This is a genomic window from Mesorhizobium sp. RIZ17 (genome assembly GCF_051127865.1).
Classification (GTDB): Bacteria; Pseudomonadota; Alphaproteobacteria; order Rhizobiales; family Rhizobiaceae; genus Mesorhizobium; species Mesorhizobium humile.
In genome coordinates this window covers 3,365,424-3,379,002 of the sequence record NZ_CP147861.1, presented here as the reverse complement: position 1 = coordinate 3,379,002, position 13,579 = coordinate 3,365,424, and the positions used below count along the sequence as shown (strand labels likewise).

5 protein-coding genes and 2 pseudogenes are annotated in these 13,579 nt (G+C 59.2%); 1 reads left to right on the top strand and 6 read right to left on the bottom strand.

The annotated features are described in order from the left end of the window. Positions 1–71 precede the first annotated feature (71 nt). Positions 72–854, bottom strand: coding sequence for a type IV secretion system lytic transglycosylase VirB1 (locus WDX12_RS16175; protein WP_434725526.1), 783 nt, complete (start codon positions 852–854; stop codon positions 72–74). Between the two features lie 1,304 nt (positions 855–2,158). Here WDX12_RS16175 and WDX12_RS16170 point away from each other — a divergent pair. After that, the gene (locus WDX12_RS16170; RefSeq protein ID WP_027033428.1) at positions 2,159–2,884 is read left to right on the top strand and encodes a response regulator; all 726 of its coding nucleotides are present in this window, start codon (positions 2,159–2,161) and stop codon (positions 2,882–2,884) included. Here WDX12_RS16170 and WDX12_RS16165 read toward each other — a convergent pair. The 5 genes and pseudogenes from WDX12_RS16165 to virD4 all read right to left on the bottom strand — a co-directional run. Further along, positions 2,860–3,427, bottom strand: a pseudogene (locus WDX12_RS16165) (IS66 family transposase); the annotation flags it as partial. The gene WDX12_RS16170 and the pseudogene WDX12_RS16165 overlap by 25 nt on opposite strands. Positions 3,428–3,548: 121 nt before the next feature. Continuing rightward, a complete protein-coding gene (locus tag WDX12_RS16160) occupies positions 3,549–8,765 on the bottom strand; it encodes a Ulp1 family isopeptidase (RefSeq protein WP_434725525.1) in 5,217 nt (1,738 codons plus the stop codon). A gap of 64 nt (positions 8,766–8,829) precedes the next feature. Further along, a pseudogene (locus WDX12_RS16155) lies at positions 8,830–9,122 on the bottom strand (type IV secretory system conjugative DNA transfer family protein); the annotation flags it as partial. A gap of 55 nt (positions 9,123–9,177) precedes the next feature. Then, positions 9,178–10,218: a type III secretion protein gene (locus WDX12_RS16150; protein WP_245235615.1), complete on the bottom strand. Its 1,041-nt coding sequence runs from the start codon at positions 10,216–10,218 to the stop codon at positions 9,178–9,180. 353 nt (positions 10,219–10,571) lie between these two features. Beyond that, the gene (gene virD4 / locus WDX12_RS16145; RefSeq protein WP_027056329.1) at positions 10,572–12,263 is read right to left on the bottom strand and encodes a type IV secretion system ATPase VirD4; all 1,692 of its coding nucleotides are present in this window, start codon (positions 12,261–12,263) and stop codon (positions 10,572–10,574) included. Between the last annotated feature and the right edge of the window lie 1,316 nt (positions 12,264–13,579).

Below are 13,579 nucleotides of genomic sequence, written 5' to 3'. Positions count from 1 at the left end.
AAAAGGCGAAGGAACACGCGTTTTAAGCGCACGAAGTATTTTGAATGGCTTCATCATTGTATCTCCATGGTTCAATCGAATACGAGTTTGTTCGGGTTCGAGGGTTCCCGCTCTTCCGCAGCCTGGCTGCCTGTCGGACCGGAGGGATCGGCCCCGGAGCGGTTTGACTCATACGAGCCCCAGATGTCCCAAGAATTTTGGTTGGGCTGCTTTCCATTGGCCTGTTGGCTCTGTTGGAGCAGAGGCGGCACGGCTTTCCGACCGGGTGCCTCAAGGTGTGGCGCATCTGGAGCGGTCGGCTCCAGGGTTGGCGCGGGGTGACTCGAGATGTCCTTTGCGGCCGACTCGACCTTGCTTACATAACCGTTGGTGAAGCCACGCGTGACGTCGCCCGTGTTGTAGGCCGAGATGGCACGGCGAAGCGCCAGTTGCTGCGCCGGAGCAGTCGTGCCGCCGGCATACCGGCTTTCAAGCAAGTGGGCGGCGGCCGATAGCGAGGCGCAGGGCTCGAAAGCCTTTTCCGGCGTGAGATTGAGGAAGGAAAAGTTCTTGCTGTTTATCTGCATCAATCCGACATCGACAGAATGTTGTGCTTCGAGGCGGTTCTTGATGCCCCGCGTCGCTTCCAGGCGGTCTATCCAGCGAAGCTGCTCACCTGTGGTGTTGTCATGAGCCACCAGCGTTTCAAAGCCACTTTCAATTTTGGCAATCGCGGCGAGGGTGGACGGCGCAACCCAGGGAGCGCATTTGCGCGACAGGCGGTGGAATTCACGGGGCGTAAGTGGCGCGGGCTCGGCTGGGAATGACATGGATGTCAACAAGGCGATGGCCAGCGGCCAAGCTGCAATAAACATTCCTATCCCCTACCTTTCCAAGCGTCCGGACCGGTTCTGGCCCTGTCCGGCACGCGCTTATCGGGCAGGTTTGTTACTGCGTGATGTTCAAGTTCAGCTTTTTCGGTTTCAACTGAAGCAAAGAGCTTGTTCGTGTCCGGGTGCATGGGCACCTTGCGCATGCGCGGGTTGCGCGGGCGCGATCAGCCGGCACATCTCGACCATCGCGGTGGATCATTCCAGCGCGGGATTGCCCGTCCCGGCTGTCCGTTGCTCTTGCAGCGTCAACCGCGACTTGGCATGGGCGGTGATGGAATCTTGTGTCAGCGCCTGGCCGAAGGACAAAATGGGGAGCTTGGCGGGTTCATCTCAGGCTGCGGAAGCTTGGGTCGATCGAACGCGAGAACCGACTAAGGCGCGGAGCTGCCCAATGTTGCGGCAAGCTGCCGTTGTTGCAAGAGACAGCCAGCGCCCTGAATACTCAGGCATTGGTTGAAACCGCGAGTTCGTCCGCGAAGCTCGTCGGAGGCGCAAATACGCGGGGACGAGGGTCCACTGGGAAGACTTGGCGGCGCAGCCCACCCTGGTGCGAGGCTGGTTCAGCTGTTCGGCCGCCCGCGAACTGGTGGGTCACGCACAGTCCCATCGGCAGAAACCGCAGGCGGATTGCCGCAGTCCGACAGCGCTCTCGACAAGTACAGTGACAGGCCCAAAAGGAAAGGTGCATTCAACCGAGAAATGTTAGCTCGCAAGGTAACCGTAACCGTAATCGGACCTGCCGATCGCCGGGAACAGGATTGGCGCCGCCGGCCACTGCCCAATGACCTGCCTTGGGCAGGAGACATAGCGTTGGCACAAGGCCACTATAGCGAATCACGGTCGTTCTTCGGCCAACCGCCTTTGCGATCAATCAAACGCCGCGCTGCTCCACCGCGTCCGAGCCGCACGCACGAGCGGGAGGATTTCGAGGTGATCCAGGTCCGCAAGCGCCAGAAACGGGAAGAAGATGCAAGGACATGGCAAGCGACCGGGCGTCCGTGCCGTCGTAATCAAGTGGTGTTGGCAGGCCTACACGAACGGCGGAGCTCGCCAATTAGCGAAGGACCACTCGGCAGGGTCATACCGGCGCTTGCAGCTGTGTGGTGGCCACCGGCTGCCTGGATGCGATCAATTCGCTGTGGATGAAAAGACCAGGCCGAGCAACGGCCTCACATTGGCCGCACGCACCGGCGAGTGGTAGCAAGGGGCAGCTGTCCTGCGTTACTGCCCCAAGGGTTGCTCGGCAACAGCTTTAGACAAGGGGATTCAAGATTGAAGGTGAGCCGTTGAAACATGTTCTTGTCATTGACGATGATGCCGCAATGCGACGCCTCATCTCCCAGTATCTCATGATGCATGCCTTGAAGGTGACCGCAGTCAACGATAGCAAGCAGTTTAACTACGTTCTATCGCATGAGCCAGTTGATCTCGTGGTTGTTGACCTCAACCTAGGCCGGGAGGATGGGCTTGCCATCGTCCGCAACCTGGCGACAAAATCGGATTTACCCATCATAGTGATCAGCGGCGACCGGCTTGATGAGGCTGAAAAAGTCGTTGCGCTTGAGCTCGGCGCAACCGATTTCATTCCCAAGCCTTTCGGGCTGCGCGAGTTCTTGGCCCGCATTCGAGTAGGGCTACGCCAGCGCATTTCCAGTCCGCGAACGAAAGATCATCGCTCATTTCGGTTCGGAGCCTGGAAGCTCAGCGTCAAGCAGCGGCGACTGATCTGTGCGGAGCGTGGCGAAGTCAAGCTTACCGCATGTGAGTTCAACCTGCTGATCGCGTTCCTGGAGAACCCCCGCAATGTCCTATCCAGAGAACGGCTTTTGCTCGCGAGCCGTGTGCGTGGAGAAGAGGTCTACGATCGAAGTATCGATGTCCTAATCTTGCGCTTGCGCCGAAAGCTGGAGGCTGATGCGGCCAATCCAAGGCTAGTCAAGACATGCCGTGGTGCAGGGTATTTCTTCAACGCTGACGTAGACGTTAGCTACGGAGGCACCTTGGCCGCGTGACAGGAGCTATTCTGGAGATTGGCTGATGAAGCGTGGCGGTGTTTTCTGGCGGCCCTTAGCTCGGCGCCTGGATGTCTGACCCAAGGCAGCATCTCGTCGATCTGGCTGGGATGGCTGTTGACGATCCTGGTGGTGAGGACGTCGGCGAGATAACCGAGTGACTCGACACCATCGAGCCTGGCGGTTTCGATCAACGACGCAATGACCGCCCAGTGTTCGGCACCGCCGTTCGAGCCGGCGAAGAGCGCGTTCTTGCGGACGGATTGAGCGCTCGACGGTGTTGTTGTCGATCTCGGTGCGACCGTCGTCAACGAAGCGCGAGAGGCCTTCGCAGCGTGAGAGCGTGTAGCGGATTGCCTTGGCGACCTTGGTCTTCTGACCGATCAGGCCGAGCTTTCACGCAGCCAAGGTTCAAGATGGCGACAATAGCGCGGCTATTTTCCCGACGCGTCGCACGGCGTTCATCGGCCGGTCGGCCGCGGATATCGTCCTCGATCTTATTGAGGTGGGCGATCGTCTCAGCGCCTCGCTGGCGATCGGCGAGTTCCAGGCCTACATCGCCTTCCAACAGTGCCAGTCTGATCAATTGCGGCGAGAGCTACCGGTCCGGAGATCGCATCAGCCTCTCCGTCGCCAAAAGAGCTGTTCTGCTTAGCCGTCGAGCTCAACGCCCAGCGTCGGAGCGCTCTCTGCTCCTGAAGGAAGCCATGAGGTCCGCTCGGGCTTGATCGGAGGCTTGGCCGATGGACGTTGTGTTTGCGTCGCTCGGCTGCCGCCCGATGGCGAGGCTTTGCGAATTGTCAGTCCTCTGCCTTTTCGCCGGTCTCAACGGCGCTGTGTAACGTTCAGTGTTGATGATGACGCCCCCGCTGTTCACGCGGTTGCTCCTGTGCAGTGTACTCGTCAGCTTGTCCTCGGCCTCGCGCGTCTGGCCCAAGTGCCGTTCCAACGGCGCTGGCGCGACCTGTCTGGCTTGCTGCTCTTGCAACGCGGCGTGTTGCACCTGCGACCCGGCTGCTGCCAAAGCTTCGGCGGGGCTTGCGGCAAGCTCGTGCGGCAAGCGGCCCTCTCTCAGTCGGTTTTGCAGCGCCTGCCGATCGGCGACGAGGTAGTTGAGGTGCAGCGGCAGCTGCTGGTCTGGCCGCTCTTCGTTCGCCAATCGACGAACCAGCTCGCGCGTGCCGTCCACCACGAAGACGCCGCAGTCAACAGCGTTTTTCTGCTGCGCCATGTCGGGTGTTACCAGGGTCGCGTCCAGTCTTGTAGCGAGCTTTCGTGCAGGCGCGTCGTTGTATCGCTGTTCATTTTGCTGGATGGAGTCGTAGTGATAGGCGACCGCTCTTTCCGGATCGCGGCGATCTACGAGGAGCAGCGACCAATGGGTGCCGCGATCAATACCCACCCCATCGTTCACTGGCACGAACAGGAAGTCGGATGGGCCGGCGTTTCGATTATAAATCGACTGCAATGTGCCTCGCGCGTCTTGCTGCTCCATGTGGCGCAGCAGATGGGAGACCGACGGATCGACCAGCCGCGTCCGGGCGGCGAGCGCTGGATCGGCCTGCTGCAGCTGCTGCTCGAGGAATTCGTAATCCCTCTGGATATGTTCGTCGCCCAGCAGTTGGGTGGCCCCGAGCACCGCCCCCCGGGGGAGATTGGACGAGCCTGACGGAAGGGCTTCGATGTGTGCATCGGAGGAGGTGGTCAGATCGACCAACGGAACCCCGAGATGGGTGTCTGAGAGCCTGGCGGTCGCTGGCAAGGCGGGTCCCGGAGCCCTTGCCGGTACTGCTGCCGCTCCAGCTTCCCTTATCGCTCCGCGATGGAGGAGCCAAACGTCGTTGCCCCCCTCCGGCCTCCGGGCGGTGTAGCCGTGACCATTAATATCGAAGTGCCATTCCGGCTTTTCCGCATCTGGCAAGAGGCCATGGCGGTCCAAGAAAGAGAGCATTGCGTCTGGGACGCGTTGAGTCCCATGGGAGAAGTCTTTGGGGACGGCGAACGAAACGTTTATGGAGTCCTCGATCGCAGCCGGGGGCGCCTCGGACCTTGCTGAGGGCGCGGCTCCCGCATGCAGGCTTCCAATGTGTTCGGACCCTGTCCCTTGAACCGGTACCCCTTGCAATGGCAATTCACCCAACTGCCGCATGGGGGGCTGCATCGGCACGCGGCCGCCTTCGCTCGGCGGCTGCTGAATGGCGATGCTTTGCGGATTATCAGTCCCCTGCCTCTCCGCCGGCCGCAACGGCGCCGTCGAATGTTCATTGTTGATGATGAACCGCTCGGGTGGCAGGAGGTTGCCCTGGTCAAGCGCATCCGGCCAGGGCCGGATCTGCTGTTGGCTGGCAGCCAAGACTGGCGGGGCGGCGGCCTCAACTCCGGCGTGCCCAGAGCCGGCCGCTGCCAAAGCGTCCGCCACGATCCTGTCTGACGCAGGCTTCGCATCGCGAACCCGTTCAAGCGCCAAGCGGAGAAAATCGTTGCCTGGAAACAACGCCTCGGCGAATTTGATCCGTGAATCATGATCCAGCCCAGAGATCGTCTGGCCCCGCCTCTCAAGCGCCTCAGAAAATCTGCGAAGACTACGACCATAGGCAACACGGGTGCTTGGGGCCAAGCTGCTGTCACTGGTCACTTGTTCTAAGACATGCGCATCTGCCTTTGAAGGCACCGCCACTGGCCACCGGCCAGTCGCTGAATAGCCCGGCTCATGATACGCACGCAGGACGTTCAACGCCGGCCTTATATCCTTTATGTCAGTGTTTTTTGGAAAGAAGGTATCGAGGTGATCGACCAGGGATTGGTGATTTTTTAGATCAGTCGCTTGGCCACGAGCGCCGAGATCATTCGCCAATCGGCGAAGCGCATACGAGTATATTCGGAGCGTCGGCGCGCTATGGTGTTGCTGAGCCTCAGCATGGGCGATCGCCTTATCAATCACGTCCCGGTGTTCGTCGGACAAGTGGGGATAGCGGTTAGCCGGGGCACCAACAGACGCTGAATAGCCCGGCTCATGATACGCACGCAGGACGTGCAACGCGCTCTTCATATCATCGCTTTTCGGAAAGAAAGCATCGAGGTGATCGACCAGGGATTGGTGATTTTTTAGATCGGTCGCTTGGCCACGAGCGCCGAGATCATTTGCCAACCGGCGAAGTGCATACCTGTACTTTAGGACCGTGCTCTCGCTATATTTTTGCTGAGCCGCAGCGTGGGCGATCGCCTTATCGATAAGGTCCCGGTGTTCGTCGGACAAATGGGGATAGCCGGTGGCACGGGCGCCACTCGCGACAGGTTCGGCTCGGCGCGGCTCGGCCACGTGCTGCTCAAAACCCGCTTGCCGCGCTTGGCCAGCATCCGGCAAGGGGCCAGGGCGGTTCAAGGAAGAGAGCATCGCGTCTGGGACGCGTTGGGTCCCATGGGAGAAGCCTTGGGGGACGGCGAATGAGACGTTTATGGAGTTCTCGATGGCAGCGGGGGGTGCCTCAGCCCTTGCGGAGGGCGCGGCCTCCGCATGCAGCCTTCCGATGTGTTCGGACCCTGTCCCTTGAACCGGTACCCCTTGCAATGGCAATTCACCCAATTGCCGCATGGGGGGCTGCATCGGCACGCGGCCGCCTGAATTGCCGATTTCGCGCGGCTGCTGCTGAATGGCGGCGGCTTGCGGCGTATTCAGGGCCCTCTGCCTCTTCGCTGGCCGGAACAGCGCTGTGGAATGTTCGTTGTTGATGATGCCCCCCTGGGGTGGCAGGTGGTTGCCCCGGTCAAGCGCATCCGGCGAGGGCCGGATCTGCTGTTGGCTGGCAGCCAAGACTGGCGGAGCGGCGGCCTGAACTCCGGCGTGCCCAGATGTTGCGAAAGCGTCCGACACGCTTCTATTGGGGTCCTCCGGTCCAGCACGCATCCCTGGGTTGCTGAGCGAAGACGAGGCGGCTTGATCATCCTGCCGCTGCTGAAGCACTTCGCGGAACTCCTGTTCCAGTCGCAGAAGCTCCTCTGGATTGGTTGGCGGCTTGTGAGCTCGATTATCGAACAGCGGCCGCAAGGCCTCGGGAATCTCCGCATTGTGAACCCGCTGCAGCGCCAAGCGGAGTTTCTTGTTGCCTGGAAACAACGCCTCGGCGAGTTCGGTCCGCGAATTGTGATCCAGCCCAGAGATCGTCTGGCCCCGACTCTCAAGCTGCTCAGAAAATCTGCGAAGAAGACGACCATAGACGACACGGGTGCTTAAGGCCAACTCGCTGTCACTGCTTAATTTTTCCAAGATACGCGCATCTGGCTTTGAAGGCACCGCCGCTGGCCACCAGCCAGTCGCTGCATAGCCCGGATCATGATACGCACGTAGGACGTTCAACGCCGTTTTAATGCTCTGGTCATTCGGAAAGAAAGTATCGAGGTGATCGACCAGGGATTGGTGATTTTTTAGATCAGTCGCTTGGCCACGAGCGCCGAGATCATTCGCCAATCGGCGAAGCGCATTCGAGTATATTCGCAGCGTGTCCGCGCTCTGGTTTTGCTGAGCCGCAGCGCGGTCGATCGCCTTATCAATAACATCCCGGTGTTCGGCGGACAGATGGGGATAGCTGGCAGCAGGGCCGCCAGCAGTCGCTGAATAGCCCGGCTCATGATACGCACGCAGGGCCTTCAACGCGCTCTTCATATCAACGTCTTTCGGAAAGAAGGCACCGACGTGATCGACCAGGGATTTGTGATTTCTTAGATCGGTCGCTTGGCCACGAGCGCTGAGATCATTCGCCAACCGGCGAAGTGCAAACGTGTATTTTCGGGCCGTGGTCTCGCCATATTTTTCCTGGGAGTGGGCGATCGCTCTATCAATAAGGTCCCGGTGTTCGTCGGACAGATGGTGATAGCGGGAAGCACGGGCGCCACTCGCAAAAGGGTCGGCTCGGCGCGGCTCGGCCACGTGCTGCTCAAAGCCCGCTTGCCGCGCTTGGCTAGCATCCGGCAAGGGGCCAGGGCGGTCCAAGAAAGAGAGCATTGCGTCTGGGACGCGTTGAGTCCCATGGGAGAAGTCTTTGGGGACGGCGAACGAAACGTTTATGGAGTCCTCGATCGCAGCCGGGGGCGCCTCGGACCTTGCTGAGGGCGCGGCTCCCGCATGCAGCCTTCCGATGTGTTCGGACCCTGTCCCTTGAACCGGTACCCCTTGCAATGGCAATTCACCCAATTGCTGCATGGGGGGCTGCATCGGCATGCGGCCGCCTGAATTGCCGATTTCGCTCGGCTGCTGCTGAATGGCGACGGCTTGCGGCCTATCCACGGCCCTCTGCCTCTCCGCTGGCCGCAACAGCGGTGTGGAATGTTCATTGTTGATGATGCCCCCCTGGGGTGGCAGGTGGTTGCCCTGGTCGAGCGCATCCGGCGAGGGCCGGATCTGCTGTTGGCTGGCAGCCAAGACTGGCGGGGCGGCGGCCTGAACTCCGGCGTGCCCAGATGTTGCGAAAGCCTCCGACACGCTTCTATTGGGGTCCTCCGGTCCAGCACGCATCCCTGGGTTGCTGAGCGAAGACGAGGCGGCTTGATCATCCTGCCGCTGCTGAAGCACTTCGCGGAACCCCTGTTCCAGTCGCAGAAGCTCCTCTGCATTGGTTGGCGGCTGGTGAGCTCGATCATCGAACAGCGGCCGGAGCGCCTCGGGAACCTCAGCGCTGAAAGAAGGCGAGGCGGCTTGCTCATCCTGCCATTGCTGAAGCACTTCGCGGAGCCCCTGGTCCAGTCGCTGAAGCTCCTCTGGATTGGTTGGCGACTCGTCAGCTTGATCGAACAGCCTCCGGGCCTCGGCAAGGTGCTGCTCAACGCCCACTTGCCTGGCCTGGACCGCTTGATCCTCTTCCAAGCCGGCGTCCTGCACCTGCGGCAAAGCTGTTACACGGGATGGATTACTATTTCGCGGGTCCACACTAGCCTCACATCAAACTGTATCGTCAAAAATCCTGCGCCAATTCACGCAGCGGGTCATCGAGTCGAGATTCTGCCGAGAGCCCTCGTCCGCTATCGTCTAGGGTACCGGCTCCGGGAGGGCGCCTGTCTGGCTTTCGAAGATGCGTTTAAGGATGCGGTCCGAAAAATATCGCACCTTCCTCAATTGCAATGGTGGCAGGCCTTTGATGAGAACAATCTCGTAGTCTTCATCGAGCAGCCGAACCTGTTCGGGACGCAGCAGCGGTGCACCTTGATGCGAATTCTGAATGTTCCAATCGAACGTTCGCGCCTGGCTGGCAAGGCCGTGAACGGGATTCGAGGAGAAACCGTCACTTACCATGGCCGAGACCTCAACGGCCGGAGCGATCTCTGCTTCTGGAGGCAGCCATTAGATCCTCGCGGGCGTGATTATAGGGGTGACTTAGGGACTGCCCGATTTCACCACCCCGCCGCAGCTGTTGACGGGAGGTTTGCGGGCCTACTGTATCACGGACTGAAGCCGCAATACCTGCTATGTGGTCGTCCAAATTCGCATTCCGTTCCTCTACTGCATGCTGCGGCGGAGGCATGTGCGGCAAGATATCTTGCATGCCGGGAACTGCGTGAGCTTGGGCCTGTTGATTTGCGTCGAACTGGTGATACACCGCCAATTCCGGCGGCTCGACAGGAGGCCGGGGCAGCGAGTCCAGTTGGTTGGCGGCCACCAGAACTGATTCCACTGCGTCTTGGTGCGTGCGCGAGGAAGGATCCATTCCGTAGGCTCCCTGAATCATCAGTGATGCGATTTCCTTTTGTTGGTCTTCAGGAATACGGGACAATGCGTTGCGTACACTATCAGCGAACTCGGGTGAGATCACTTGTACTTCTGCATATTTTTTCCACGATACGGGTGCGTTTTGCTTCCGGCGCAAATCGTTGGCAGTCTGTTCATTTGTGTCCGGATGCACGAACGGAATCAACCCCTCAACACGGTTTTTCAGGAATTCGGCGGTGCTTTTGTCCATCGACCAATGACCTTCCTTGACCGGCACTCCGCTCCATGCGCTGTCTTTCAACCGAACAGCGGGACCGTTGGCCCAGGCATCCATAACCACGGTCGACCTCGGGTCGCGGCTTCCGCGCCGCAGTTCGTTCCAAATGTGACCCGTCTTGACTGGGATCTCATCACTTTCGTCGGTTATCTCTTTCATTGACACGGAAGCACTAGAGGTCGTACTCCGCTCGTCGGCCGCCATGTGTGGGGCGTGGACGATAGCGGAAAGGGGAGCGGTCTGATTGCAGCACGCCGCTCCCATGACTACGGCCACTGCAACCTTAATGTTGTCGTCTGCTCCCATCATTGCAACCGACGATCCGATGCTGTTGTGGCCGTGAGAGGGAATGTCGTCCACCTTAACGTTTCCCCGGCCATGCTTGAGCAGCAGGCGAACGTCGTGAACTGTTTGCCCCGCTGTCGCGAGTCTTATCGGGCTGGTGACGTCGTCACCGACGACACACGCTCCCATATGATAGGCGGCCTGCTGGATCTGATGTGGCTCCAGAGGCGCATCTCCGCCCCGTCGCAACCTGTCGGCAGGCGTGCCCACGGAGACCCTCAGCGCTGCCGTGGATTCTCGCGGCGACTCTTCCGTGTCATATGTGGCATGTCGAGTCGATCCGGAGGATTTGGAGATGCAAATTCCCATAGCCGTTCACCTGTAGTGGAGTTTCTGATCGCCGAGGGACGGATACGCGAGACGGGCGCTTAACCGTCAGTGTCATCTGGATGAGCTTCCATCAAGGGTGCCGGCTCCGGGAGGGCGCCTGTCTGGCTTTCAAAGATGCGTTTAAGGATGCGGTCCGAAAAATATCGCACCTTCCTCAGTTGCAATGGCGGCAGACCTTTGATGAGAACAATCTCGTACTCGTCATTGAGCAGCCGAACCTGTTCGGGACGCAGCAGCGGCGCACCTTGAAACGAATTCTGAATGTTCCGGTCGAACGCTCGCGACTGGCTGTAGGAAATCGATTTGGCTTCAAACGTGTATTCACCGATGGCTTTGGAAATGTAGGTTGGAGTCTCGTCATCGGCCGTGGCCATGAACACTTGCAGTCCGGTATTGCTGAGAAAATTCTGCTTACCAGCCTCTCCATAAGCCCCCGTTAGTGCCGAAAGGCTTTGGATGATGAGCATGAAACGCCCCTTGTAGCCCGCGATAGTCGTAATTGCGGTCTCGATCGCCTCCAGCTTCCCCAAGTGCTTGAACTCATCGAGCAGAAAGAGAACCTCGTGCTTTTCGTCCTGGCGGGGCAGCGACCGCTGTAGAATTGAAACGGTTTGCTGAAAAAATAAGCGTATCAAAGGCGCGATCACCTCAAGGTCGTTCGGACCAACGCAAAGATAGATGCACGTTCTGCGACGGCGAAGATCATAGACCGAAAAGTCCGAGCGACTTGTAGCCGCCTTGACAGCCGGATCCGCCCACAAGTTGAGCCCGCCATCGCCGAGCACGGACGTGTAGGAGGTTAGGATTTTTGTATCGTTCCCCGCCATGTCGTCGAAGATGCGTTGTGCCTCTTTGTTCCGGGTCTCCATGGCGAGCTGCGCGAAGAGCTTAAACTTCTCCCCCGGCTGAGCGAACAGATCATAGACGGCGCCGATTGTTGGCGTGCCCCGCTCGATGCAGGCAAGGATCCCCGCGACAAAGATATCTCGCGCGCCGCTGACGAAACCTTCCGCCCCCTCCCCCTTGGCCGTGATCAGGTTTGCGGCCAAGCGGCGGGCTTCGGTGAATTGCAGCTGCGGAGGCAGCGCTATAAGGTCCAACAGCGGATTGTAGCAGTTGGTGCGCCGCTCCGAATCCAGCGGCGCGAATTTGAACACTTCGTGGCCTGCGGCTTTGCGCGCCCTAGAGGTGAGCTCAAAGAGCTCCCCCTTGACGTCCAGAGCTATCACTGAGCCTTTGAATGTAAGGAGCGTTGGAATGACTATGCCGACGCCCTTGCCAGCGCGGGTCGGCGCAACGATGAGGCTGTGAGGCTGCTCGCCATTGGTCAGGTAATAGCCAGGCCAGAAAGGACCACTCGTCTTCCCGAAGACCGGCCCTGTCACGCCACGGTATCGTCGCAGATATCCCGTGCGTCGCATTTCATCCACTCGAGCCCAACGAGCGGTCCCGTGGTGTTCGAGCTTGCGGCGCAATACGAACTGCTGAATCAGCAAGACAACCGCGGATGTCGAGAGCACGATAGCCGCGCCCTGATAGAAAACGGGGGTTGCGAAACCCAAATAGAAGGGCGTCTCAAACCAAAAGGCACGGACATCAAACGCCATCAGAGCCTCGCCGCTACCCCCGTGGCGGAAGGTTGCGTACAGACTCGCCGCACAGAACCCCAAGGCGAGTGAGCACGCGATGCTAATGGCTATGTTGGGGGACGTCGTTTTTGTAGAAGACATTGTTCCATGGCCGAATTAGCCGTGCTGATGCTGCGCTTGCTTTTGACACCGAACCGAGGTCGCGATGCCGACGCTCGACAGATCGATGCCGCAGCGGGTGGTGCGATGCTTGCATCGCGCCACCCGGCAGACGTGGATTTTGAAAGTTTCACTAAGCAGATACGTCGACGGCCAGGGAATTGGAAACAGCAAGGCCGTGAACGGAATTCGGGAGAGGAAGCGCTACTGCCATGGCCGAGACCTCAACGGCCGGTGCGATCTCTGCTTCTCCTAGCCTCCATTAGATCCTCTCGGGCGTGATTGTAGGAGTGGCTTATGTCCCGGCCGACTTGACCACCCCGCTGCAGCTGTTCGTGGGAGGTTTGAGGGCCAACTGTATCACGGACTGCAGCCCCAATACCTGCTATGTGGGCGTCCAGATCCGCACTGCGTTCCTCTGCTGCATGCCGCGGAGGAGGCATCTGCGGCAAGATGTCTTGCATGCCGGGAATTGAGTGAGCTTGGGCCTGTTGATTTGGATCTAACTGGTGATACATCGCGTACATAGCATTGGATGCTGTCGACCTGACGTGGCCATCCGGATCGGTAGCCAATTCAGCGGCCTGATCAAAAATGCGAGCTTTATTTTCAGCGTTAAACTTGCTGAAGTTTTGCGCAGCGTAAAGCGCTCCGATAGCTTGCGAAGGTGGGTCCATGTTGCCAATCCGATTAACAATACTATCTTGTGTCTCTGGCCGAAGGTAATGAGACACATTACTGACTGCTCTGAATTGCTCCAATGCTACTTCATCCGAGGTGTGTCCCAACCCGGCAGTCAATTTATCCCCCAGATCGACGGCTGATCGTCCAAGCTGATTGGTCCGCGTTTCAAATCTCGCGAGGTCAGTTTCTGGCTCGGTTCGAGTGCCCCGAACGGCTATGCGCTCTCGCCTCCCGAGTTCTTTGAAGGTCCCAAGATTTCGCGCTGTATCGCGCGGGTTAGCGCTTACCAGCCGTTCTGCAACATCGGTCAATGGTCCGTATGGAAGGTCACGGAGGGTACTGCGATTCCCCACGTCTTGGGATGAACTTGCAGCTGCGCGTGCCCGTTTGTTATCGCGATCCATTGCTCGGCCTCCAAAGTGGTTAAGTTACCCAATCAGGGTACCACCGACGCTTGACCTGCTAAACCGATATGAGGTTACAGTTGTAGTCTGGCAGAAGCTTCTCCCAACTCTGGGATACGCCGAGAGCCGTAACCGGGGCAGATTTCCGGGCGGAAGGGGTTTGCGGCGAGAGCGTTCGTGATTCGCCGTTTGCGTGACGCATCAGGATCG